The 23,350-nt window shown below is 71.7% G+C and carries 22 protein-coding genes and 1 pseudogene; 7 read left to right on the top strand and 16 right to left on the bottom strand.

The genetic code is table 11. The features are described 5' to 3' along the window. The 4 genes from H0487_RS08520 to glmS all read right to left on the bottom strand — a co-directional run. Positions 1-303: NAD(P)H-hydrate epimerase (locus H0487_RS08520; protein WP_312855868.1), on the bottom strand; the 303-nt coding region annotated here is incomplete at its 3' end. Positions 304-384: 81 nt separating this feature from the next. After that, positions 385-1,077, bottom strand: a complete 693-nt coding sequence (locus H0487_RS08515; protein ID WP_183093810.1) for a hypothetical protein — start codon at positions 1,075-1,077, stop codon at positions 385-387. Next, the gene (locus tag H0487_RS08510; RefSeq protein ID WP_183093809.1) at positions 1,074-1,427 is read right to left on the bottom strand and encodes a holo-ACP synthase; all 354 of its coding nucleotides are present in this window, start codon (positions 1,425-1,427) and stop codon (positions 1,074-1,076) included. The genes H0487_RS08515 and H0487_RS08510 overlap by 4 nt, the downstream gene beginning before the upstream one ends. 2 nt (positions 1,428-1,429) lie before the next feature. After that, on the bottom strand, positions 1,430-3,274 hold the full coding sequence (gene glmS, locus H0487_RS08505; protein ID WP_183093808.1) for a glutamine--fructose-6-phosphate transaminase (isomerizing): 1,845 nt from the start codon (positions 3,272-3,274) through the stop codon (positions 1,430-1,432). An 83-nt stretch (positions 3,275-3,357) separates the two neighbouring features. Here glmS and coaA point away from each other — a divergent pair, with 83 nt between their 5' ends. Beyond that, the gene (coaA, locus tag H0487_RS08500; RefSeq protein WP_183093807.1) at positions 3,358-4,353 is read left to right on the top strand and encodes a type I pantothenate kinase; all 996 of its coding nucleotides are present in this window, start codon (positions 3,358-3,360) and stop codon (positions 4,351-4,353) included. Between the two features lie 36 nt (positions 4,354-4,389). Here the strand turns inward: coaA and glmM are convergent, their stop codons facing one another. From glmM to rplM, 3 genes and pseudogenes are all read right to left on the bottom strand, one after another. Next, positions 4,390-5,748, bottom strand: coding sequence for a phosphoglucosamine mutase (gene glmM / locus H0487_RS08495; protein WP_183093806.1), 1,359 nt, complete (start codon positions 5,746-5,748; stop codon positions 4,390-4,392). 13 nt (positions 5,749-5,761) lie between these two features. Then, a pseudogene (gene rpsI / locus H0487_RS08490) lies at positions 5,762-6,275 on the bottom strand (30S ribosomal protein S9). Between the two features lie 26 nt (positions 6,276-6,301). Continuing rightward, positions 6,302-6,745: a 50S ribosomal protein L13 gene (gene rplM / locus H0487_RS08485; RefSeq protein ID WP_183093805.1), complete on the bottom strand. Its 444-nt coding sequence runs from the start codon at positions 6,743-6,745 to the stop codon at positions 6,302-6,304. Between the two features lie 70 nt (positions 6,746-6,815). On the opposite strand from rplM, the gene H0487_RS08480 reads away from it, so the two are divergent. The 3 genes from H0487_RS08480 to H0487_RS08470 all read left to right on the top strand — a co-directional run bounded on the left by H0487_RS08480 (position 6,816) and on the right by H0487_RS08470 (position 10,870). Beyond that, positions 6,816-7,847 carry a bile acid:sodium symporter family protein gene (locus tag H0487_RS08480; protein WP_312855869.1) on the top strand — a complete coding sequence of 344 codons (1,032 nt, stop codon included), beginning with the start codon at positions 6,816-6,818 and terminating at the stop codon, positions 7,845-7,847. After that, the gene (locus H0487_RS08475; protein ID WP_183093803.1) at positions 7,840-9,129 is read left to right on the top strand and encodes a citrate synthase; all 1,290 of its coding nucleotides are present in this window, start codon (positions 7,840-7,842) and stop codon (positions 9,127-9,129) included. The genes H0487_RS08480 and H0487_RS08475 overlap by 8 nt, the downstream gene beginning before the upstream one ends. Positions 9,130-9,241: 112 nt before the next feature. Further along, positions 9,242-10,870: a long-chain-fatty-acid--CoA ligase gene (locus H0487_RS08470; protein ID WP_183093802.1), complete on the top strand. Its 1,629-nt coding sequence runs from the start codon at positions 9,242-9,244 to the stop codon at positions 10,868-10,870. A gap of 166 nt (positions 10,871-11,036) precedes the next feature. On the opposite strand, the gene H0487_RS08465 is transcribed toward H0487_RS08470, so the two are convergent. The 5 genes from H0487_RS08465 to H0487_RS08445 all read right to left on the bottom strand — a co-directional run bounded on the left by H0487_RS08465 (position 11,037) and on the right by H0487_RS08445 (position 16,858). Then, positions 11,037-12,233, bottom strand: a complete 1,197-nt coding sequence (locus H0487_RS08465; protein WP_183093801.1) for a S1C family serine protease — start codon at positions 12,231-12,233, stop codon at positions 11,037-11,039. Positions 12,234-12,357: 124 nt separating this feature from the next. Next, positions 12,358-13,398 (bottom strand): GNAT family N-acetyltransferase, encoded by a 1,041-nt coding sequence (locus H0487_RS08460; RefSeq protein WP_183093800.1) that lies wholly within the window; start codon positions 13,396-13,398, stop codon positions 12,358-12,360. Further along, positions 13,398-14,435 carry a GNAT family N-acetyltransferase gene (locus H0487_RS08455; protein WP_183093799.1) on the bottom strand — a complete coding sequence of 346 codons (1,038 nt, stop codon included), beginning with the start codon at positions 14,433-14,435 and terminating at the stop codon, positions 13,398-13,400. The genes H0487_RS08460 and H0487_RS08455 overlap by 1 nt, the downstream gene beginning before the upstream one ends. Beyond that, positions 14,432-16,126: an ABC-F family ATP-binding cassette domain-containing protein gene (locus H0487_RS08450; protein WP_183093798.1), complete on the bottom strand. Its 1,695-nt coding sequence runs from the start codon at positions 16,124-16,126 to the stop codon at positions 14,432-14,434. The genes H0487_RS08455 and H0487_RS08450 overlap by 4 nt, the downstream gene beginning before the upstream one ends. Before the next feature lie 63 nt (positions 16,127-16,189). Then, positions 16,190-16,858, bottom strand: coding sequence for an SIMPL domain-containing protein (locus H0487_RS08445; RefSeq protein WP_183093797.1), 669 nt, complete (start codon positions 16,856-16,858; stop codon positions 16,190-16,192). Between the two features lie 46 nt (positions 16,859-16,904). On the opposite strand from H0487_RS08445, the gene H0487_RS08440 reads away from it, so the two are divergent. After that, on the top strand, positions 16,905-17,576 hold the full coding sequence (locus H0487_RS08440) for a maleylpyruvate isomerase family mycothiol-dependent enzyme (RefSeq protein WP_183093796.1): 672 nt from the start codon (positions 16,905-16,907) through the stop codon (positions 17,574-17,576). On the opposite strand, the gene H0487_RS08435 is transcribed toward H0487_RS08440, so the two are convergent. The 3 genes from H0487_RS08435 to H0487_RS08425 form a co-directional block, all read right to left on the bottom strand. Then, a complete protein-coding gene (locus tag H0487_RS08435; protein ID WP_183093795.1) occupies positions 17,566-18,177 on the bottom strand; it encodes a class I SAM-dependent methyltransferase in 612 nt (203 codons plus the stop codon). The two genes, H0487_RS08440 and H0487_RS08435, sit on opposite strands and share 11 nt — an antisense overlap. Next, positions 18,174-19,004 carry a tRNA pseudouridine(38-40) synthase TruA gene (gene truA / locus H0487_RS08430; protein WP_183093794.1) on the bottom strand — a complete coding sequence of 277 codons (831 nt, stop codon included), beginning with the start codon at positions 19,002-19,004 and terminating at the stop codon, positions 18,174-18,176. Before truA ends, H0487_RS08435 begins: the two co-directional genes overlap by 4 nt. Positions 19,005-19,355: 351 nt before the next feature. Beyond that, positions 19,356-20,255: a PfkB family carbohydrate kinase gene (locus tag H0487_RS08425; protein ID WP_183093793.1), complete on the bottom strand. Its 900-nt coding sequence runs from the start codon at positions 20,253-20,255 to the stop codon at positions 19,356-19,358. 47 nt (positions 20,256-20,302) lie between these two features. On the opposite strand from H0487_RS08425, the gene H0487_RS08420 reads away from it, so the two are divergent. Then, positions 20,303-22,003 (top strand): NAD(P)/FAD-dependent oxidoreductase, encoded by a 1,701-nt coding sequence (locus tag H0487_RS08420; protein WP_183093792.1) that lies wholly within the window; start codon positions 20,303-20,305, stop codon positions 22,001-22,003. Positions 22,004-22,021: 18 nt separating this feature from the next. Here H0487_RS08420 and H0487_RS08415 read toward each other — a convergent pair whose 3' ends face one another. Continuing rightward, entirely contained in the window at positions 22,022-22,933 is a 912-nt protein-coding gene (locus H0487_RS08415; RefSeq protein ID WP_183093791.1) for a proprotein convertase P-domain-containing protein, read from the bottom strand. An 80-nt stretch (positions 22,934-23,013) separates the two neighbouring features. Here H0487_RS08415 and H0487_RS23305 point away from each other — a divergent pair. Further along, on the top strand, positions 23,014-23,350 hold a 337-nt coding region (locus H0487_RS23305; RefSeq protein WP_312855867.1), incomplete at its 3' end, for an exodeoxyribonuclease VII large subunit.

The following is a 23,350-nucleotide window of genomic DNA, read 5'->3' as shown; positions in this document are numbered from 1 at the left end:
CCCCCGTCCGCCGGCCTGGCGCAGCGCCGTCGTACCGGCGGCGTGCGCGCGGTCCGACAGCAGCCAGGCCTCGACGTAGGAGCCCCGACGCGCGAGGACCGCCCCGGCGTACAGGGCGTCGCCGCCGTTGTCGCCGGACCCGACGAGCAGCAGCACCCGGCGCCCGTAACCGCCGCCCAGCAGGTCGAGGACGGCATGGGCCAGGCCGTGCGCCGCCCGCTGCATCAACGCACCGTCGGGAAGCCGCGCCAGCAGCTCCGCCTCGGCTGCCCGGACCTGTGCGACGGTGTGCGCTCGGATCACGGGGCCACGCTAGCCGCCATCGCACCCGGCCTACCTGTCGCGTTCTCGCCGAATCACGACATGTAGGCCGGGTACGACGCCTCAGAAGAGGTAGGCGAGGAGGAACGGGGCGAGGATCATCGCGGCGATCCCGCCCAGGACGAGGACGACGAACGCCAGCTCGAAGGTGCGCCACCCGGTCACGCCGGCCGCCCGGCCGAGGCGCTGCGACAGCGCGGCGTCGTGCTGCTCCGCGTAGCCGGCCACCCGGTCGAGCAGGAGGATCGCGGCCGTGAGCCGGTCCCCGTCCATGGCCGACGCCCGCAGCTGCCAGAGCACCGCGTCGTTGCGGACCTGGAGGGCGACGAAACCCTCCGGCATCGGCTCGGCGTACGCCCCGAGGTCCTCGGACAGGGCCGGGTCGTCGGCCCACGTGCCCTGCTCGCCGACCGGATCGAGGGTGACGGGCAGGAAGATGCCCTCCAGCGGGCTGTTGGACCGCATCACCGGGTCGGCCCAGCGCCCCAGCCGCACCTTGGTCTCGAGCCGGACCACGACCCACCGGTAGCCGGTGGTGGTACCGGCCGCGCCGTAGGTCGCGACCCGGACCGTGAGCCGCCGACCGCGCCACTCCTGGTCGATCCACTCGACGCTGCTGAAGAAGTCGTCGACCCGGTCGAGCCCGCGCACGTCGAGCTCGAGCCGTTGGCCCGCGACGGCCAGCGCGTGCGCGAACCGCTGGCCCACCGGGCCACGCAGGCCGTCGTCGGCGTCGACCCCCTCGCTGCCGGTCACGACTCGAGGACCACCATCGCCGACGCGATCCCGGCGTCGTGCGACAAGGACAGGTGGACCTGGGTGACCCCCTGGGCCTCCGCCTGCGCCAGGACGGTGCCGCGAAGCTCGAACACGGGACGGCCGGACTCCTCGCGGATCACCTCGGCGTCGTGCCACTCCATGCCGCGCGGGGCACCGAGCGCCTTGGCCAGGGCCTCCTTGGCGGCGAAGCGGGCGGCCAGCGAAGCGACCGGGAGCGTCCGTTCGGCCTCGGTGAAGAGCCGTACGGCGAGCGCCGGCGTCCGCTCGAGCGACGCCGCGAACCGGGCGAGCTCGCAGACGTCGATCCCGACGCCGATGACGCCCACGCCTACTCCACCGTGACGGACTTGGCGAGGTTGCGCGGCTGGTCGACGTCGTGGCCGAGCGCGGTCGCCAGCTCGCAGGCGAAGAGCTGGAGCGGGATGATCGCGACGAGCGGCTGGAGCAGCACGGGGACCTGCGGCAGCCGGATCAGGTCGTCGGCGTAGGGCTCGATCGTGTGGTCGCCCTCCTCGGCGAGACAGATCGTTCGGGCGCCGCGGGCGCGCACCTCCTGGATGCCGCCGAGCATCTTGGCGTGCAGCTGGTCGCGACCGCGGGGCGGCACCACGCACAGCACCGGGAGACCCTCCTCGATGAGCGCGATCGGTCCGTGCTTGAGCTCGCCGGCGGCGAAGCCCTCGGCGTGGATGTAGGCCAGCTCCTTGAGCTTGAGCGCACCCTCCAGGGCGACCGGGTAGCCGGCGTGGCGGCCGAGGAAGAGCACCGAGCGGGTGGCGACGTGGGCGCGGGCGAGCTCGTAGATCGAGTCGGCCCGCGTGAGCACCGTGTCGATGTGGTCGGGCATCGCCTCGAGCTGGCCCATGATCTCGTCGATCTCGTCGCCGTACCGGGTGCCCTTGACCTGCGCGACGTAGAGCGCGAGCAGGTAGCAGGCCACCAGCTGGGTCAGGAAGCCCTTGGTCGAGGCGACACCGATCTCCGGCCCCGCGTGGGTGTAGATGACCGCGTCGGACTCACGGGGGATCGAGGAGCCGTTGGTGTTGCAGATCGCGAGGACCTTGGCACCCTGGCTCTTGGCGTGCCGGATCGCCTGCAGGGTGTCGGCGGTCTCGCCGGACTGGCTGATCGCGACCACCAGGGTGGTGTTGTCGACGATCGGGTCGCGGTAGCGGAACTCGGAGGCCAGCTCGACCTCCACCGGGGTGCGGGTCCAGTGCTCGATGGCGTACTTGGCGACCATCCCGGCGTAGAACGAGGTGCCGCAGGCGATCACGATGATCTTGTCGAGGTCGCGGATCTCCTCGTCGGCCAGGCGCATCTCGTCGAGCTGGAGCAGGCCGTTGACGCCGCGTCGGCCGATGAGGGAGTCGGCGACCGCGCGCGGCTGCTCGAAGATCTCCTTGCGCATGAACCAGTCGTGGCCGTCCTTCTCGGCGGCCGACAGGTCCCAGTCGACGTGGAACCGGGTCGGCTCGACGGGGCTGCCCCAGAAGTCGGTGACCGTCACCTCGTCGGCGGTGATGGTGACGATCTGGTCCTGACCGAGCTCGAGCGCCTCACGAGTGTGCTCGATGAAGGCGGCGACGTCGGAGCCGAGGAAGTTCTCGCCCTCGCCCAGGCCCACCACGAGCGGGCTGTTGCGGCGCGCCGCGACGACCCTGCCGGGGTCCTCCGCGTCGACCGCGACCAGCGTGAAGGCGCCGTCGAGCTGCTGGCACACCCGCTGCATCGCGACCTGCAGGTCGACGCCCGACTGGACCTGGAGCTCGACCAGGTGGGCCGCGATCTCGGTGTCGGTCTCGGAGAGGAAGACGTGGTCGTCGGCCTCGATCCGGTCCCTGAGCTCGGCGTAGTTCTCGATGATCCCGTTGTGGACCAGCGCCACCCGACGCGCGCCCCCGGTGTGGGGGTGGGCGTTGGCGTCGTTGGGCGGCCCGTGGGTCGCCCAACGGGTGTGGCCGATGCCGGTCGTGGCCGGAGGCAGCGGCTTGTCGGCCAGGACCTTCTCCAGGTTGGCCAGCTTGCCGGAGCGCTTCGCGACGGCCAGCACCCCGTCGTGCACGACCGCCACACCCGCGGAGTCGTAGCCGCGGTACTCCAGCCGCCGGAGGCCGTCGACCACGACGTCCTGCGCCCGCTGGGGCCCGACGTAGCCCACGATCCCGCACATGGCCGGTCACTCTACGGCGTCCCGGGGGCCAACCAGGACAGCCACTACCGCGGGACGGACACCGTGCTGGAAGAATCGCCGTCATGTCGACGGCGGAGCCGCTCGGCCCCGGCCCGGGGGACGAGCCCCAGGAGTCCATCCGGGAGTCCTCGCCCTACCTCGAGCTCGACCGTGCGACGTGGGCGGCACTGGCCTCCGAGACGGAGAGCCCGCTCACCGAGGACGAGATCCTGGCGCTCCGCGGGCTCGGCGAGGCGCTCGACCTCGACGAGATCGTGCAGGTCTACCTGCCGCTCTCCCGCCTGCTCAGCCTCCGCGTCGAGGCGGCCGGCGCGCTGCACCGGGCCCAGGAGGAGTTCCTCCACCGGGCGACGCCCCCACGCACCCCGTTCGTCATCGGTCTCGCGGGGTCGGTGGCGGCCGGGAAGTCGACCGCGGCCCGCGTGCTCCAGCAGATGCTGGCCCGCTGGCCCGCCCACCCCAACGTCGCGCTGGTCACCACCGACGGCTTCCTCTACCCCAACGCCGAGCTCGAGCGGCGCGGCCTGCTCGACCGCAAGGGCTTCCCGGAGTCCTACGACCGGCGGGCGCTGATGAAGTTCGTCGTCGACATCAAGTCCGGCAAGGACGAGGTGCTCGCGCCGACGTACTCCCACCTGATCTACGACGTCGTGCCGGACGAGAAGGTCGCCATCAAGCGTCCCGACATCCTCATCCTCGAGGGCCTCAACGTCCTCCAGCCCGCTCGCGCCCGTGGCGACGGCCGGACCGGGCTGGGCCTGTCGGACTTCTTCGACTTCTCGATCTTCGTCGACGCGGCCGTCGCCAACATCCGCGACTGGTACGTCGACCGCTTCCTCAAGCTGCGCGAGACCGCGTTCCGCGATCCCGACTCGTACTTCGGCAAGTACGCCCAGCTCACCCACGACGTCGCGATCGACGAGGCGCGCCGGATCTGGGACACGATCAACGGGCCCAACCTGGAGAACAACGTCCTCCCGACCCGGTCCCGCGCGACCCTCGTTCTGCGCAAGGACGCCGACCACTCGGTCCGCTACGTGCGACTCCGCAAGATCTGACCGGTCGTCCGAGCCAGCGTGACCTGGAGGTCACTCTCAGTCGGACGACTCGAGGGCGAGACGGCGGCGGACCACCTCGGCGAGCCCGTCGGCGACGGTCTGGGCCTGGTCGGCGGTCGGCGCCTCGACCATCACCCGCACCAGCGGCTCGGTGCCGGAGGGGCGGAGCAGGACCCGGCCGGTGCCGGCCAGCTCGGCCTCGACCGCAGCGACCGCGGCGAGCAGCTCGGGGTCGTCACACCGGTCCTTGTCGACCCCGGGGACGTTGACGAGCACCTGCGGCAGCCGGGTCATGACCGCGGCGAGCTCCTGGAGGGTGCTGCCGGTGCGGACCATCCGCTGCATGACGTGGAGCGCGGTGAGGACGCCGTCGCCGGTCGTCGCGTGGTCGCGCATGATGACGTGGCCGGACTGCTCGCCGCCGAGCGAGTAGCCGCCGGCGCGCATGTCCTCGAGGACGTAGCGGTCGCCGACCGCAGCCTGCCGGACGGTCACCCCGGCGGCGGTGAGCGCCTGGATCATCCCGAGGTTGCTCATCACGGTCGCCACGAGGGTGTCGTCGACGAGCCGGCCGCTCTCCTTCAGCCCGAGGGCGAGGATCGCCATGATCTGGTCGCCGTCGACGATCGTGCCGGTGTGGTCGACGGCCAGGCACCGGTCGGCGTCGCCGTCGACGGCGAAGCCCGCGTCGGCGCCGTGCTCGAGGACGGCCTTCTGCAGGAGCTCGAGGTGGGTCGAGCCGCAGCCGTCGTTGATGTTGAGGCCGTCGGGCTCCGCGCCGATCGCGACCACCTCGGCGCCGGCGTCGGTCAACGCCTTGGGGCCGACCTCGCTCGCAGCGCCGTTGGCGCAGTCGAGGACCACCTTGAGCCCGACGAGGGGCTTGTCGAGCGTGCCGATCAGGTGCGCGGCGTACTCCTCGACGGTCGGACCGTAGGGGGTCACGCGACCGACGTCGGCGCCGGTCGGACGGTCCCACTCCTGGTCGAGGTGCTCCTCGATCTCGCGCTCGAGCGCGTCGTCGAGCTTGACCCCGCCGCGGGCGAGGAACTTGATGCCGTTGTCGGGCATCGGGTTGTGGGACGCCGAGATGACCACGCCCACGTCCGCGCCGAGGGCGTCGGTGAAGTAGGCGACGCCGGGCGTCGGGAGGACGCGGAGCCGGAGGACGTCGACGCCGGCCGACGCGAGCCCTGCCACGACGGCGTGCTCGAGGAACTGGCCCGAGATCCGGGTGTCGCGCCCGACGACCGCGAGGGGCCGGGGACGACCGCTGCCGAGCCCGCCGTGCTCGACGAGCACGCGGGCGGCAGCAACGCCGAGGCCCAGGGCCAGCTCCCCCGTCAGTGACGAGTTCGCCAGACCCCGGACCCCGTCGGTGCCGAAGATCCGCATCTGCGGAATCGGATCAGCGCTTCGAGTACTGCGGCGCCTTGCGCGCCTTCTTGAGACCGGCCTTCTTGCGCTCGATGGCCCGCGCGTCGCGGGTGAGCAGACCGGCCTTCTTCAGGGTCGGGCGGTTGGCGTCGACGTCGATCGCGTTGAGCGACCGGGCCACACCGAGGCGGAGCGCACCGGCCTGGCCGGTGATGCCGCCGCCGTGGATGCGGGCGATGACGTCGAAGCGGCCCTCCAGGCCGAGGGCCGCGAACGGCTCGTTGACGACCTGCTGGTGCAGCTTGTTGGGGAAGTACGACTCGAGCGTGCGGCCGTTGANCGCCGGTGCCGGGGACGACCCGGACGCGGGCGACGGCCTCCTTGCGGCGGCCGGTGGCAGCGCCGGGGGCGATGGTCGCCGGGCGAGCGTCGACGGCGGCGGCCGACGGCGAGGTCTCGCTGGTGTACGCGAGGCCCTGGTCGTCGGTCTCGTAGGTCTCCTCGACCTCGGTGCTGTCGGTGGTGTCGGTGGTGTTCTCAGCCACGGTGTTCCTCAGATCCTTCGCTTCAGTCACTGGGAGATCTTGGCGATCTCGAAGGGGACGGCCTGCTGGGCCTGGTGCGGGTGGGCCGGGCCGGTGTAGACCTTCAGCTTCTTCAGCATCTGACGGCCGAGCTTGTTCTTGGGGACCATGCCCCAGACAGCCTTCTCGATCGCCTTGCGGGCGTCCTTGTCCAGGACCTCGCCGATCGGGGTCGCGGTCAGACCACCCGGGAAGCCCGAGTGGCGGTAGACCATCTTGTCGGTCCGCTTCTTGCCGCTGAGCGAGACCTTCTCGGCGTTGATGACGATGACGTAGTCACCGGCGTCGAAGTTGGGCGCGAACATCGGCTTGTGCTTGCCGCGGATGAGGTTCGCCGCGGTGGTCGCGAGGCGACCGAGCGGGACGTCCGTCGCGTCGATCACGAGCCACTGGCGCTCGACGTCGCCGGGCTTCGGGGCATAGGTGCGCATGGCTGCAACACTTTCTGTCGTTCGTGGAGACACGGCCGAAGGCTCCGGCCGCGGCGTCTTCTGACGAACACTGGCCCCGCCGTCGGGCGGGACACTGCCCCCGCAAGCGGGAGCGGCAGAAGACGCAATCGACAAGACTACGGTCAGGGGCGGGAATCCACCAATCGAGGGACGAGCGGGAGCAGCCATGGACTCAGCACTGACGACGATCGGGCTCCCGGTCGCGCTGGCCGTCATCATGTTCGGCCTCGGGTTGTCGTTGACCATCGAGGACTTCCGCAGGATCGGGCAACGTCCCAAGCCGGTCGCGATCGCCCTCGCAGCCCAGCTGCTGCTCCTCCCGCTGGTGTGCTTCGGGCTGGTGACCGCCTTCGACCTCGACCCGATCCTCGCGGTCGGCATGATGCTGCTGGCCGCCTCCCCCGGCGGCACCACCGCCAACCTGTTCAGCCACCTGTTCCGCGGTGACGTCGCCCTCAACGTGACCCTGACGGCGGTCAACTCGGTGATCGCGGTGGTCACGCTCCCCGTCGTGGTCAACCTGTCCATCGCCCACTTCGACCCCGCCGAGGGCGGCGACGTCGGGCTCCAGCTCACCAAGACCGCGCAAGTCTTCGCGATCGTGCTGGTGCCCGTCGCGATCGGGATGCTCGTCCGCCGCTCCTCACCCGGGTTCGCGGACAGCGCCGACAAGCCCGTGCGGATCGCGTCGGCGGTCGTGCTCGCCCTCGTCATCGGCGGGGCGCTGCTCGCCGAGCGCGAGAACCTGGCCGACTACCTGGCCGACATCGGGCTGCCGGCCACCCTGTTCTGCGCCCTCAGCCTGACCCTCGGTTACGTGCTGCCCCGCCTCGCCGGAGTGGACGAGCGCCAGTCGCTCTCCTCGGCGTTCGAGGTCGGGATCCACAACAGCACCCTCGCGATCGCGGTGGCGATCAGCGTGCTCGACAGCGAGACGCTCGCGGTGCCGGCGGCGGTCTACGGCGTCCTGATGTTCCCGCTCGCGCTCGTGGCCGGCGGAGTCATCCGCCGCATGCACCACGGAGCGGGACGCCGGGTTCCGACGCGTGAGGGACTGGACTACGGTGCAGAGCGTGACTGACTCTCTCACCGTTCGCGACAACCGCACCGGCGCGGAGTACGAGATCCCGATCACCGACGGCACCATCAAGGCCGCCGACCTCGGGCAGATCAAGCTCAACGACGACACCCCGGGCCTCGCCACCTACGACCCCGGCTTCGTCAACACCGCCTCGTGCCGCAGCTCCGTGACCTACATCGACGGAGAGGCCGGGATCCTCGAGTACCGCGGCTACCCGATCGAGCAGCTGGCGGAGAAGTCGAACTTCCTCGAAGTGGCCTACCTCCTGGTGCACGGCGACCTGCCGTCGAAGGAGCAGTACGACAACTGGGTGCACCACATCACCTACCACACGTTCGTCCACGAGAACGTGAAGGCCTTCATGCAGGGCTTCCGGTACGACGCCCACCCGATGGGGATGCTGATGGCGTCCGTCGGCGCGCTGTCGACGTTCTATCCCGAGGCCGCCAACATCTCCGACCCCGACAACCGGCAGATCCAGATCATCCGGATGATCGCGAAGATGCCGACCCTCGGTGCGTGGGCGTTCCGTCACGCGCAGGGCAAGCCCTACGTCTACCCGGACAACGACCTGTCGTACGCCGAGAACTTCATGTCGATGCTGTTCAAGATGAGCGAGGTCAAGTACGACCCCGACCCGCGCATCGCCAAGGCGCTCGACACCCTCTTCATCCTGCACGCCGACCACGAGCAGAACTGCTCCACCAACGCGGTGCGCTCGGTCGGCTCCTCGCAGGTCGACCCGTACTCGGCTGTGTCCGCCGGCATCGGCGCGCTCTTCGGCCCGCTCCACGGCGGCGCCAACGAGGCCGTCCTCAAGATGCTGCGCCGGATCGGCAGCAAGTCCGAGATCCCCGCGTTCATCGAGGGCGTCAAGGCCGGCAACGAGCGGCTCATGGGCTTCGGGCACCGGGTCTACAAGAACTACGACCCGCGCGCCAAGATCATCAAGAAGGCCTGCGACGACGTCTTCGAGGTCACCGGGGTCAACCCGCTGCTCGAGGTCGCCCAGGAGCTCGAGAAGATCGCGCTCGAGGACGAGTACTTCGTCAAGCGCAAGCTCTACCCCAACGTCGACTTCTACTCCGGCCTCATCTACGAGGCCCTGGAGTTCCCGCCGGAGATGTTCACCGTCCTCTTCGCGATCGGCCGCACCCCGGGCTGGCTGGCCCAGTGGCTCGAGCTGGTCCAGGACAAGGAGCAGAAGATCGCCCGGCCCAAGCAGATCTACACCGGCGAGCGCAAGCTGGACTTCGTGCCCGCCGCGGAGCGCTGGGCCTGACCTGCCTGCTCTGCTCCACGACCCCGGCCCGGCGGCCGGGGTCGTGCGCTTTTTCGGGCAAGTACCGCCAGGGTCGTTGTGCCGAGGTGTGGCGTAGGCCACAATCCGGCGGATGAGCACCGACACCGACGTCGCCGCACCCGCCCATCGTTCCTGGCCCCCGGCCCTGCCTCCGGAGCCGACGTACGTCGACGACCGGCTCAACCACTGGGCCGAGGCCAACCCCGACGGGGAGGCGATGAGCTACCTGGGGCGCACGTGGACCTGGTCGCAGCTCCACGACCGGGTGCACCGGGCGGCGGGCGGGCTCCGCGAGCTCGGCATCGCCCGCGGCGACGTCGTCGGGTTCCTCGACAAGAACCACCCGGCCTGCGTCGAGATCAGCATGGCGGCCGGCTCGATCGGCGCCGCCAACGCGATCATCAACTGGCGGATGGCCGGCGACGAGGTCGACTACGTCGTCAATGACTCCGGCGCCCGGATCCTGTTCGTGGGCGCCGAGCTGCTCCCGACGATCGAGGCGATCCGTGACCGGCTGCCCCACGTCGAGAAGATCATCACGGTGACGCCGGACGGTGCCGAGGGCGACGAGTACGAGGCGTTCCTCGCCGCGTCGACGCCGTGCGACGACGGGCCCGACGTGGTCGAGGACGACGTCTGCCTGGTGCTCTACTCCTCGGGCACCACCGGTCACCCCAAGGGCGTCATGCTGACGCACCGCAACATGGTCAGCCACACGGTCTTCTCGCACGACGGCTGGGCCTTCCCCGAGGGCAGCAAGTCCATGGTGGCGATGCCGCTGTTCCACGTCGGTGGCTCGTCGTACGTCCTCTTCGGCATCCATGACGGCGTCCCGAGCGTGATGACGCGCGAGCCGGACGCCGGGTCGCTCGCCGGCGCGATCCTCGCCGGAGCGACCTGCACCTTCCTCGTGCCGGCGGTGCTCGCCCAGGTGCTCCAGGCCGGCCCGGACGCCATCAAGCTCTTCGGCGCCCTGCGGGTCTACACCTACGGCGCGGCGCCGATGCCGCCGCCGCTGCTGCGCGCCGCGATGGCGGCGTGGCCCGGCACCGACTTCATGCAGGTCTACGGCCTCACCGAGGTGTCCGGGGTCGCCACCCACCTGCTGCCGGAGGACCACCGCAACGCCGAGGCCGACGGGCACCCCGAGCGGCTGCTCTCCGCCGGGCGCGCCATCCCTGGCTGCGAGGTGCGGATCGTGGAGCCCGGCTCGCTCGGCGAGCTGCCGACCGGCGAGGCCGGCGAGATCTGGCTCCGGACGCCGCAGCTGATGAAGGGCTACCTCAACAAGCCCGAGGCGACCGCCGAGGTCATCACCGAGGACGGCTGGTTCCGCACCGGCGACATCGGGCACCTCGACGCCGACGGCTACCTCTTCGTCTCCGACCGCCTCAAGGACATGATCATCAGCGGCGGCGAGAACATCTACTCCCCCGAGGTGGAGCGGGTCCTCTCCGAGCACCCCGCGGTCCTCGAGGTCGCCATCGTCGGCGTCCCCGACGAGAAGTGGGGCGAGTCGGTCAAGGCGTTCGTCGCGCTGAAGGAGGGCGTCGAGGTGACGGGCGAGGACCTCATCGAGTGGACCCGCGAGCGGCTCGCGCACTACAAGTGCCCGAAGTCCGTCGACGTCGTCCCCGCCCTCCCCCGCAACCCCACCGGCAAGGTCCTCAAGCGCGAGCTCCGGGCGCCGTACTGGGAAGGTCGCGACCGACAGGTCTGATCTCGCCGAATCGCCCCGCTTGCCGGGTCGAATCGCCTGGCTTGCCGGGTCGAATCGCCTGGCTTGCCGGGTCGAATCGCCAGTGGGGATGGCAACTCGACCGGGCAACCTCGGCAACTCATCCCCGCAAGCCAGGCAAGTCGCGGGGCTGGACCCGCTCCGGCCGTCAGGAGGCGTCGGAGCCGAGGGAGAGCCGGGTGGTCTGCTCGTCGGTGCCGCGCAGGTAGGTGACCGTCACCTGGTCCTCGGGGCGGTAGGAGCGGATCGTGGCGACGAGGGAGCCCGAGTCGGCGATCACGTGGTCGTCGATGCGGGTGATGACGTCGCCGGCGCGGAGGCCGGCGTCGGCGGCGGCCGACCCGCTCTCGATCTCCCGTACGACGGCCCCGGCGCCGTCCTCGCTGGTGCCGACCTGGATGCCGAGCCGCGCGTGGGTGGGGGTCTCGCCGGCGCGGAGCTGCTCGATGATCGGGGTGACCTCGTCGATCGGGATGGCGAAGCCGATGCCGATCGACCCGGCCGACTCGTCGCTGCCGTCCGCGGTGCGGATCGAGGCGTTGATGCCGACGAGCTGACCGTCCATGTTCACCAGCGGCCCGCCGCTGTTGCCGTGGTTGATCGCGGCGTCGGTCTGGATCGCGGGATAGGCGGTCGTGTCGCCGTTCTCGTCACGCGCCACCTCGACCGGGCGGTCCAGCGCGCTCACGATGCCGCTGGTGACGGTCGCGTCGAGGCCGTACGGCGAGCCGACGGCGACGACCTGCTCCCCCACGTCCAGGTCGCTGGAACGGCCGATCGTGATCGGGGTCAGCCCCGAGACGTCCTGGGCCTGCACCAGCGCGGTGTCGGTGAGCGGGTCGGTGCCGACGACCTCGGCCGTCGTCGTCGTGCCGTCGGAGAAGGACACCGTCACCTCAGCGGTGGCGGCGTCCGCTGCGCCACCCAACGTGACGACGTGGTCGTTGGTGAGGATCAGTCCGTCCTCGGTGAGCACGACGCCCGACCCGCTGCCGCCCGTCCCGCCGGCGGTCACGTCGAGCGCGACCACCGACGGGAGGACGGTGCGGGCCACCTCCTCGACACTGCCCTGCGGGGACGGGCCGTCGGTGTCGTCGGCGGTGTTGGCGACCTGGAGCGGCGCGGACGTCGTACCACTGCCGTTGCTTCCGGCCCCACCGTCAGGGCCGTCGAGCACGGACCACAACGCCGCGCCGCCCAGTCCCGCACCGCCACCGACGACCAGCGCGCCCGCGATCACCGCGGCCGCGAACCCGCCGCGACGCGGGCGCGGAGCTCCCGGGGGCGGCGGCGGTGCGATCGGGGGCGGCAGTTGCTGGTACGACGGAGGTGCGGAGATCGTCATGCCGGCAAGCCTGCGGAGCCAGCCTGTGAGAGCGCTGAGACGCAGCCTCGGATTTCCTCAGACATGGGCGACTCGGCCCCGCAAGATGGGCGACTCGGCCCCGCAAGATGGGCGACTCGGCGGGTCAGCAGAGCTTCTTCTGGAGCTGGCCGCCGCGGGCGGTGGGGCGGAAGCCCATCTGCTCGTTGATGGCGATCATGTGGGCGTTGACCTCGGCGTTCCAGGTGAGGATCCGGCGGCGCTCCCCGGGACACGCGCGCTGGAACGCCAGCAGGTTGGCCACCTTGACCGCGACCCCGAGGCGGTGGCCGCGGTGGGCCGGGTCGACGAGCGTTCCCCACTGGTGGATCCACTTCGGGTCGGTCGCACCCACGACCAGGTCGCTGTAGGCGACGACGGCGCCGTCGGCGTCGAGCGCGACGGTGTGCCACGGGACGCGCTGCTGCTCGGCGAGGACCTGCTCGCTCTTGCGGTGGTCGGCGAGGTCGACGACGTGGTCCTCGCGCTCCAGGTCCCCGACCGGCGCCTCGGTCGCCAGCCGCGTCGACAGCTCGAGATAGCTCTGCAGCAGGTCGTCGGGGATCGGCCCGGTCCAGGACCGCAGCTCGTAGGCGGAGTGGTACGGCGCCGCTGCCGCGGCCATGCCCTCCAGCAGGTCCGCGTCAGCCGGGAGCGCGAGCTCGCGCTGCACCTCGCCGAGGCCGAAGGCGTAGCCGTGGGCGCGTCCGAACTCCACGCCCGACGTGCCCGACCCGTCGGGCGGTCCGTCGTACCGCCAGTCGGTGACGCCGCCGAGGCGGGTCCGACCGCGCTCGGCACAGACCTCCTCCAGATGCGCGAGGACGGCCGACCCGAGGCCGCGTCGACGGTGCTCGGGCAGCACCCCGACGTAGAGGTCGGCGCCGGACAGGTTGTCGATCATCGAGAGCGTGATCCAGCCGGTCGCGACCAGGTCGTCGCCGACGGTGCCGAGGAACAGCAGCTCGTGGCGGTTCTCGGGCGGGTCCTGGACCGCAGCGACCATCTCCGGCACCGTCCACATCGCCGCGGAGTCGCCGACCTCGTGCTCGACGACCGCCGTGGTCAGGTGCACCCACTGCTCGATGGCGGCGACGTCGCTCGGTGCGACCGCCGTGATCCGGACGTCCGGGTCGAGGGCGCCCATCAGCCGTCCAGCTCGATCTTCTTCTGGAGCTCGCCGGCGCGGGCGACCGGCCGGAAGCCCATCCGCTCGTTGATGCCGATCATGTGCTCGTTGACCTCGGCGTTCCAGGTCACCAGCCGCCGACCGTCGTAGGCACCGGTCGCCTGGAGGGCCTGCAGGTTGGCGATCTTGACCGCGAGGCCGAGCCGGTGGCCGCGGTGGGCACGGCTGGCGAGGGTGCCCCACTGGTAGACGTGGGTGGTCTGGTGGGTCGGCGCCATCAGGTCGGTGTACGCCGCCACGCTCCCGTCGGGGGCGAGCGCAACCGTCGTGAACTTCAGCCGCCCCTGCTTGGCCACGACCTCCTCGTGCATCCGGTGGGCCTCCACGTCGACCGCCTCGTCCTCGTAGTCGAGGTCGCCGGTGGGCGCCTCGGTGATGAGCTTGGACGCCACCTCGAGATAGCTCAGCAACAGCTCGTCGTCGGGGAACGGGCCGCTCCAGGTGCGCAGCTCGTAGTCACCGGCGGCCGCCGCCGCCTCGGCCGCCAGCTCGGCGAGGACCGCCTCGTCGACGGGGAGGGTGACCTCCCGCTGGACGTCTCCCAGCCCGAACTCGTAGCCGTAGCGCTGCGCGAACTCGACGCCCGAGGTGCCCGCCCCGTCGGCCGGGCCGTCGTACGGCCAGGCGCACATGGCGTCGAAGCGCGACCGGCCGTGCTCCTTCGCGATCGCCTCGCAGGCCTCGAGCATCGCGGTGCCGAGCCCCTGCCGCCGGTGCTCGGGCAGGACGTTGACCTCGACCTCTGCCGAGGAAAGGTTGTCGAGCAGCGGCATCTGCACCTGGCCCGCCGCGACCACGACACCGTCGACCGAGCCGGACAGCCGCACGGTCCTCCAGCCCTTGCTGGGCTCCCGCGCGCCGACGGCGAGCTCGGGGAACGTCCACGGGGTGGAGGCGTCGCCGCGCTCGAAGAGGTCCACGGTGTTGACCACGTCGAGCCAGGCCCGCAGCTGGTCGTCGTCGAAGACGTCGATCTCCCAGACCTTCATCGTCATCGCACTCGCACCACTCTCTGCTCGTCCCACACGGGATCATCGGACTCATAGACGCCGCCGTCGGCGCCGAACACCAGGAAGCGGTCGAAGCCACGGGCGAACCACCGGTCGTGGGTCACCGCGAGCACGGTGCCGTCGAACGCCTCGAGACCCTCCTCGAGCGCCTCGGCGGAGGCCACGTCGAGGTTGTCGGTCGGCTCGTCGAGGAGCAGCAGGGTCGCGCCCGAGAGCTCGAGCAGCAGGATCTGGAACCGGGCCTGCTGGCCGCCGCTCAACGACTCGAAACGTTGCTCGGAGGCAGCGCTCAGCTCGTAGCGGTCGAGCACCCGGCTCGCCTGCTCGCGCCCCATCCCCTGGCGTCCGTTGGCCGCGCCGTCACCGCGGTGCAGGATCTCCAGCAGGGTGCGGCCGACCAGCTCGGGGTGCTCGTGGGTCTGCACGAACCAGCCGGGCCGGACCCGCGCACCGAGCTTGGCGACGCCCGCGTGGCGCACGGGCTGTACGACGACCTCCCCGACGGGCTTGTGCTCGACGTCCGGGTCGGACCCGCCCGCGGCCAGCAGTCGCAGGAAGTGGGACTTGCCGGACCCGTTGGAGCCCAGGACCGCGACCCGCTCGCCGTACCAGACCTCCAGGTCGAAGGGCCGCATCAGCCCGGTCAGCTCCAGGTCCTCGCACACGACCGCCCGCTTGCCGGTGCGGCCGCCCGAGAGCCGCATCGAGACCTGCTGCTCGCGCGGCTGCTCGATCGGCGGACCGGCCTCCTCGAACTTGCGGAGCCGGGTCTGGGCCGCCTTGTACTGGCTGGCGAGCCCGTCGTTGTACTCCGCCTTGATCTTGTAGCGGAGGACCAGCGCCTTGAGCTTCGCGTGCTCCTCGTCCCAGCGGCGGCGCATCTCCTCGAAGCGGAGGAACCGGTCCTTGCGGGCCTCGTGATAGCTGGCGAAGCCACCGGGGTGGGTCCAGACGAGGTTGCCCGACGCGCCGAGCTCGACCGTCACCACCCGGGTCGCGGTGTTGGCGAGGAGCTCGCGGTCGTGGCTGATGAACAGGATCGTCTTGTCCGAGCTGGCGATCCGCTCCTCGAGCCAGATCTTGCCGGGGACGTCGAGGTAGTTGTCGGGCTCGTCGAGGAGGAGCACCTCGTCGGGGCCGGCGAGCAGGTACTCCAGCACGATCCGCTTCTGCTCACCGCCGGACAGGGTGCGCAGCTCGCGGTACTTCGCGCGGTCGTAGGCCAGGGCGAGCGCCTTGACGGTGCAGACGTCCCAGGTGACCTCGAGGTCGTAGCCGCCGGCGTCGGCGTACTCGGCGAGCGCGTGCGCGTAGGCGAGCTGGGTCTTCTCGTCGTCGACCTCCATGAGCGCCTGCTCCCAGCGGTCGACCTCGGCGGCCGCGACCTGCACCCGCTCGGGACTGATCGAGAGCAGCAGGTCGGCGACGGTCGGCTCGTCCCCGAGGCCGGCCCCGACCATCTGCCGCATCACCCCCAGGCCACCGCTGCGCGTCACCGCGCCGGCGTGCGGGACCAGCTCGCCGGTGATGATCTTGAGGAGGGTCGTCTTGCCGGCGCCGTTGGCTCCGACGAGCGCGACCTTGGCTCCGTCGCCGACGCGGAACGCGACGTCGTCGAGCAGCACCCGCCCGTCGGGCAGCTCGTACCGGACCCCGGCGACCTCTACGTGACCCACAACCGACGATTCTGCGGTAAGGACCGACCTCCCGCGACGGATTTACGTCGTTGGCCGCGACCCTCAGCCGGCCACGAAGCGGCCGTCGACCACGGCCGCGACCTCGATGTCGTCGGGCGAGAGCGCGAGCTCACCGCCTGCGCTGTCCTTCGCCATCCCGCGGGAGAACGCCATCTCGGCGTGAGCCTGGGGATGCAGCCCCTCGCTGAGCATGCCGGCGTCCGCGAGCGCGACCGGTCGCACCGGGCCGAGGTCCAGCGCGTCGGCGTACTCCTGGGCGCGTGCGGCAGCGTCCCGCACCGCGCGGGTGCGGGCGTCGCGAGCGAGCTCGCGGCGTCGGACCTCGGTCAGCGCCCACTCGACGCCGTCGAGGGTGAAGCCCGGCGTCTGCTCGACGTGGCCACCGACCCAGCGGGTGAGGGCCGAGAAGTCGCGGAACTTCACCTCGATGCCGACGCTGGCGTGGTGGACGAGCGGGAGCTGCTTGCCGTCCTGGTTCCAGGGACGGTTCGACCAGGTAGCGACGTGCTTGGTCGCCCACCAGGTCACCGGGCCGCGCTCGGGGTCGTGCAGTTCGGAGACCGACGCCTTGACGGCCTCCAGGTCACGGACGACTCGGTCGTAGACGGGCTGCATCTGCGGGCCCTCGAAGGCCAGGCTCGCGCGGACCGTCGCGCGCTCCGGAGGCTGGAAGGCGGAGAACGAGCCGCGGACGGTGATCTCGGTCGTCATGCGCCGACGTTAGCCGCGTTGGCAAGACGGCTGACAGGATCTGCGCATGGACTGGATGCCCCTGCTGCGCGAGGCCACCGCGCGCTTCGCCGGCGTGCTCGCCGACGGCGACCTCGACGCGTCCGTGCCGGCCTGCCCGGACTGGACCCTGCGCGACCTGGCCGACCACCTCGGCGGGGTCCACCAGTGGGCCGCGCACGCGGTCGTCGTGGGCGACGCCCGCGGGGAGCCGACACCGGCGCCGACGGACCAGGTAGCGCTGGCGCGGTGGTACGAGGCGTCGGCGCGGGACCTCGTCACCGTCCTCCTCGGCACCCCGGTCGAAGCGACCGCGTGGACCTTCGGGCCGGAGCAGGTCGCGGGCTTCTGGCGGCGGCGGCAGGTGCACGAGACGCTGATCCACCTGTACGACGCGCTGGCGTCGCAGCAGCGCCAGGACGAGTGGACGGTGGCGCCCGAGGTCGCGTGGGACGGCGTGGACGAGGTGGCGACGATCTTCTACGACCGACAGGTGCGCCTCGAGCGGACCGCTCCGCTGCCCGGCACCCTGCGGCTGCTGCCGACCGACGTCGAGGCCGGTCCGATCGACATCGGGCCCGGGGCCGGCGTCGTCGACCTGCCCGGCACCGCGTCCGACCTGCTGCTGGCGCTCTGGAAGCGCGCCACCGTCTCCGATCCGGAGGCCGCCCGACTGCTCGCGATGGCGATCACTCCGTAGCGCGGACGGTCTCCAGCACGCGGAAGCCCTTCGCGCTCGCGAGCCGCGCGGTCGGGAAGCCCTGCTCGCCGAGCCAGCGCTGGAGCGAGTCGGCGCCGAGGTTCTTGCCCACGACCATCACCGCCCGACCGCCGGGCGCGAGCCGCGGCAGCCAGGTGAGGAGCAGGTCGTGGAGCGCGGCCTTGCCGATCCGGATCGGCGGGTTGGACCAGATCTCGTCGAAGGTCTCGTCGACGGGGACCTGCTCGGGCGTCAGGGCGCGGTAGCGGTCGGCGAACCCGAGGGTCTCGGCGTTCTCCTGGGCGAGCAGCACCGCGCGCCGGTTGACGTCGACCGCGGTCACCGTGGCGGTCGGCGCGGCGGCGCAGACCGCGAGTCCGATGACGCCGTACCCGCAGCCGAGGTCGAGCACCCGCCCGCCCGTCGGCGGCTCGGTCTCACGGAACAGCACCGACGTCCCGATGTCGACACGGCCCTGCGCGAAGACGCCGGAGCCGCTGGTCAGCGCGAGCTCGTGTCCCCAGACGTCGGCGCGGACGGCCGCGCGCTGGAACGGCGCGGCCGGGTCGGCACTGAAGTAGTGGTCCTGGTCGTCGGTCATCCTTCGGTGCCCCCCACCGACTCGCGAACGGCCGACGTCAGCACGACCCGCGCGGCGAGGTCGGCGTCGTCGGGGTAGGCGACCTCCTCGAGCGTGAGCCCGTGGGCGTGCAGGACGTGGACGGCGGGGTCGCGCTGCGCCGCGACGAGCATCTGGTGCGCCCACTCCGGGGGCCGACGGCCCTCACCGACCGCGACCAGGCAGCCGACCAGGGCCCGGACCATCGAGTGGCAGAACGCGTCGGCCCGCACCGTGCCGACGGCGACGCCGGCCTCGTCCCGCTCCCAGGAGAGGTCGAGCAGGGTGCGGATCGTGGTGGCGCCGGGCCGCTGCTTGCAGAACGACGCGAAGTCGTGGAGCCCGACCAGCGGGGCCGAGGCCTCGTTCATCGCGTCGAGGTCGAGGCGTCGCGGCCAGGTCAGCACGTGGTGCCGGCGGAGCGGGTCGACCGCCACCGGGTCGTCGGCGATCCGGTAGGCGTAGCGGCGCCACAGCGCAGCGAAGCGGGCGTCGAAGCCGTCGGGGGCGACCGCGATCCGGTGCACCCGCACGTCGCGGTCGAGCACGCCGTTGACCCGGCGGGCCAGCTGGTCGAGGTCCTCAGCCAGCCCCAGGCCAACCGGCAGGTCGAGGTGCGCCACCTGCCCGCGCGCGTGGACACCGGCGTCGGTGCGCCCAGCACAGACGACCTGGATCTCGTCGGCGGGACGCCGCAACACGGTGGCGAGGGCTCCGACGAGCTCGCCCTGCACGGTCCGGAGGTTCGGCTGCGCAGCCCACCCCTTGAAGTCGGTGCCGTCGTAGGCGAGGTCGATCCGGAGCCGCACGGGGGTGATTCTCTCAGCCCCGACGGCTCAGCCGTCCCACCCCTCGGGGCGCAGCTTCTTCGGCAGCCCGTCGACCACCAGCCGGTACGACTCGTCGACGCCTTCACCCCGACCACGTCGGCGCCGAGGAACGCGAAGATCTTGCCCCGATCCCCCTCCCCGACCTCGATCACCGGGTGCTCGTGCTCCCACGGGTTGTCCGGCCAGGCCCCGGGCTTGGCCGCCGTCTGTCGGCCGATCAAGACGACGGCCCCAGCGACCATGAGCGTCCACGCACCCATCAGGCCAAGGACCCATCGATGCGCCCATTGAGACATTCCGCCGCTGGTGAAGCTTCTTGCGCTCAGTTCTTCAGGACAGGTCGGTGCGGCGGGGCGGGTCGGCGCCGACGCGGGAGACCGTGACGGCGGCGCACGCGGCGGCGTGGTGGAGGGCGGCGGTGCGGTCCTCGACGGTCAGGTCGGCGAGCCGCGCGGGCAGGTGGTCCCACAGCGCGTCGATCAGACCGGCGCCGAAGGTGTCGCCGGCCCCGATGGTGTCGACGACCTCCGTCGGCAGGGCGGGGACCGTGACCCGGTCCCCGAAGCGCCGTCCCCACGACCAGCGCGCACCCTCGGCGCCCTTGGTGATCACGATGTTGCGGGACCCGAGGTCGCGCAGGTGCTCCACGACGTGCTCCTCGTCGAGATCGGGCCACAAGACGGCGAGGTCCTCCTCCGACGCCTTCACCAGGTCGGCGCGCCCGATCAGTCGGTTGATCCGTGCGAGGACCTCCGGACCGGTCCCGGTGATCGCCGGCCGCAGGTTGAGGTCGTAGGTCACCACTGCGGTCGCCGCCAGCCGGTCGACCAGGTCCCAGACGACCTCGGCCCCGGGGTCGAGGAGGGGCGCCAACGAGCACACGTGGAGCACCCGGACGTCCTCGATCGTCACCGGCCCGAGGTGCCACGCGACGTCGAAGTCGTACCAAGCCCCGCCCGAGGAGTCGATCCGAGCCCGGGCGACCGACGTCCGCGCGACGACGTGGGGCTGCGTGGCCAGGACGACGTCGCTGGCCGCGAGGTGGTCGGAGACCAGGCGGCCCCGCTCATCGGGGCCGAACGAGGTGGCCAGCAGCACCGGCCGCTCCAGCCGGCTCAGCGCGACCGCGGCGTTGGCGGCGCTGCCGCCGGGCCGCTCCACGACGCTGCCGTCCGCCGCCTCGACCACGTCGACCAGCGACTCCCCGACGACGAGGGCGACTCCATCCATGGTCGATACTCTGCCCCGCGCACCCAGCAGCCCGCCATACTGCACGGGTGCCAGAGGCAGCGCAGCCCGAAGGGCGCCATCCCGCGATCATCCTCGTGTCCCCGGAGCGCTCGGACTTCCTGCGCGACGAGTTCGGTCGCTACCAGCGCGACTACGACCTGCGTTCGGTCTCGACCGCAGCCGAGGCCGAGGAGCTCGCCCAGCACCTCGTCGAGGACGGACGCCAGGTCTCCCTGTTCGTCACCGAGAGCCGGCTCGCCGACGCGCCGCTCCTCGTGGCGCTGCACCGGTGGCGCGTCGTGGTCCCGACCGCGCGCCGCCTCGTCGCCGCGCACTGGGAGGTGTTCCTCGAGGACGCCGAGGCCCTGCGTCCCGGCCTGGTCACCGGCAAGTACGACGCCTTCCAGCTGATGCCGCGCGGCCTGCGGGACGAGGAGTTCCACACCGCGGTGTGCGAGCTGCTCTCCGACTGGGGATCGACGGTCGCCGCGCCCGAGGTCACGACTGCCGAGGTGGTCGCCGAGCCCGGGGACCCGCTCGCCGTCGGGATCCGTGAGTTCTTCGCCCGGATGGGCATGCCGAGTGCCACGGTGAGCCCGGACTCCCCCGCGGGCGTCGCGGTCACCCAGTCGTGGCGGAGCACCCACGGCACCGAGCCGTCGTACCCCTTGGTGAGCCACATCCGCGGCGGCGTCATCGCGCCGCGGACGGTGCGCGACGTCGCCGCCCTGATCTACGGTCGCCCCGACTCGATCGACCCCGAGGGCGCCACCACCATCGTCGACCTCTGCATCGTCGGCGCCGGCCCGGCGGGCCTCGCTGCGGCCGTCTACGGCGCCTCCGAGGGCCTGTCCACGGTCGCGGTCGAGGCCGAGGCCATCGGCGGGCAGGCCGGCACCAGCTCGATGATCCGCAACTACCTCGGCTTCCCGCGCGGCGTCTCCGGGATGCGACTGGCACAGCGCGCCCGCAGCCAGGCGCTCCGGTTCGGCACCCGCTTCTTCACCGGCTGGGAGGTCGCCGGCCTGACGCCCGGGGTCGACGGGGCACCGCACGTCCTCCACACCGACGGCGGCGACCTGCACGCGCGGGCCGTCGTCCTGGCGACCGGGGTGACCTACCGCAAGCTCGGCGTCGAGGCCCTCGAGGCGCTCGTCGGGCTCGGGGTCCACTACGGGAGCGCGATGTCGGTGGCCCGCGAGATGGAGAACGTCGACGTGGTGGTCGTGGGCGGCGGCAACTCCGCCGGGCAGGCTGCCCTCCACCTGGCCCGCTTCGCCCGGTCGGTGACGATCGTCGTCCGGCGCGACGGCCTCGAGGCGACGATGTCGTCGTACCTCATCAAGGAGATCAGCTATCACCACCGGATCACCGTGCGCCCGTTCACGGAGGTCGTCGACGGCGGGGGCGGCGGCCGCTTGGAGTGGCTCACCCTCCGCGACGGCCGCGACGGCAGCGAGGACACCGTGCCGGCGGGCGGCCTCTTCCTGCTGCTCGGCGCCGAGCCGCACAGCGACTGGCTCCCCGTCGCGGTCGCCCGCGACGACCGGGGCTACGTGCTCACCGGTCGCGAGGTGCCGGCGGCGGCGTGGCACGACGGTGTCCCGCCCCCGAGCCTCAGCACGACGGTGCCGGGGGTCTTCGCGGTCGGCGACATCCGGGCGGGGTCGATGAAGCGGGTCGCCGCAGCGAGCGGCGAGGGCTCCTCGGTGGTCCCCCTCGTGCACGCCTACCTCGGCGGGCTCTGAGACCTCACCGAAGGAACCTCAGCGCACCAGGTTGGCCGACTGGGCGCGGCTGCACGTCGCCACCCCTTCGAGGTAGTTCTTGGGCGCCACGGCGTAGTACGTGCCGAGCGGGTTCACCCTCGGGACCTTGTAGACGCCCGTCCCGTCGGTTCGCGTCCGGCTGATCAGCTGGTCGGCGCCGCTGAGCGCCCGATAGATCCGCACCGGCTGACCTGCGGCGCAGCGGGTCTCGGTCGACGAGCTCAGCTTGCCGCGGAACTCCTTCACCGTGGCGTTGTAGCCGAGGGTGACGACCCGGTTCCGGGCGGGGCACCCGCCCGGGACCGGCCCCTTCACCGTCGGACACTGGTCGTAGGGGTCCTTGAGCCCGTCCTTGTCCGTGTCCTCGCAGTAGTCGGTAGTGACGAAGAGCGCGAACGTGTAGACGGCGCCGCTGTCCCCCGCGGCCTGGTCCGCCACGCGCAGCGTCCAGACCCCGCGCGGGTTCAGGTCATCGAAGGCGTCGAGCGACTCCTCGGGCCGGTAGGTGCCGAGGTAGGGCGGGGTCGCGGACGTGATCGGTTCCGCAGCCGCGTCGTCGAAGAGCGCCGGCGCCGTCCCTCCGTAGGAGTGCTCGCTCCCTCCGTTGCCGGAGGAGAGGTCGACCTTCTCGCCGGCGTACTCCAGGGAGATCGCGAGATCGCCGATGAAGCCGTGGTCGATCCGGACGCCGACGTCGAGGTCCACGACCTTCTCGCCGGCCGGGATCAGGGGCGCCAGGTCGATCGTGGTGGTCGCGGTGCCTTGGTCGGGGATCGAGGCCGAGGGGTACTCGTGCCGGTTGAAGACACAGGAGACCGCGGCGGAGGCGGTGGGCGGGCCGACGACGGGGAGGACGACCGACGCGCAGGCGACCAGCAGCGCTGCGCACGGCGGGAGGAGCCGCTTCATGCGGTGACGGTACGCCGCCCTCGGCGCGGCGTACACCGCCGATCGACGGGTTTGTCGGGCCCATCAAATAGGGTCGTGCCGTGGCCCTGGAGACCTCGCTGGAGAAGCCGGCACCGGTCCGGTCGATCGCCAACGCGGTCGCCGGCTGGATCGACCGTCTCGGCGTGATCTGGGTCGAGGGCCAGGTGGCCCAGGTGAGCCGGCGCCCCGGCGTGGGCACGGTCTTCCTGACCCTGCGCGACTCCGTCGCCGACATCTCGGTCCCGGTGACCTGCTCGCGAGTCCTGTTCGACGGCCTCCAGCCGCCGCTCGTCGAGGGCGCGAGCGTCGTGATGCAGGCCAAGCCGTCGTACTACGCCAACCGCGGCACGTTCTCCCTCTACGCACGCGACATCCGGATGGTCGGGCTCGGCGAGC

Origin of the sequence: Nocardioides stalactiti (assembly GCF_014180715.1) — a bacterium.
Classification (GTDB): Bacteria; Actinomycetota; Actinomycetes; order Propionibacteriales; family Nocardioidaceae; genus Nocardioides; species Nocardioides stalactiti.
Note: the sequence above shows the minus strand (reverse complement) of the source record. Positions and strands in the feature narration are given on the sequence as shown.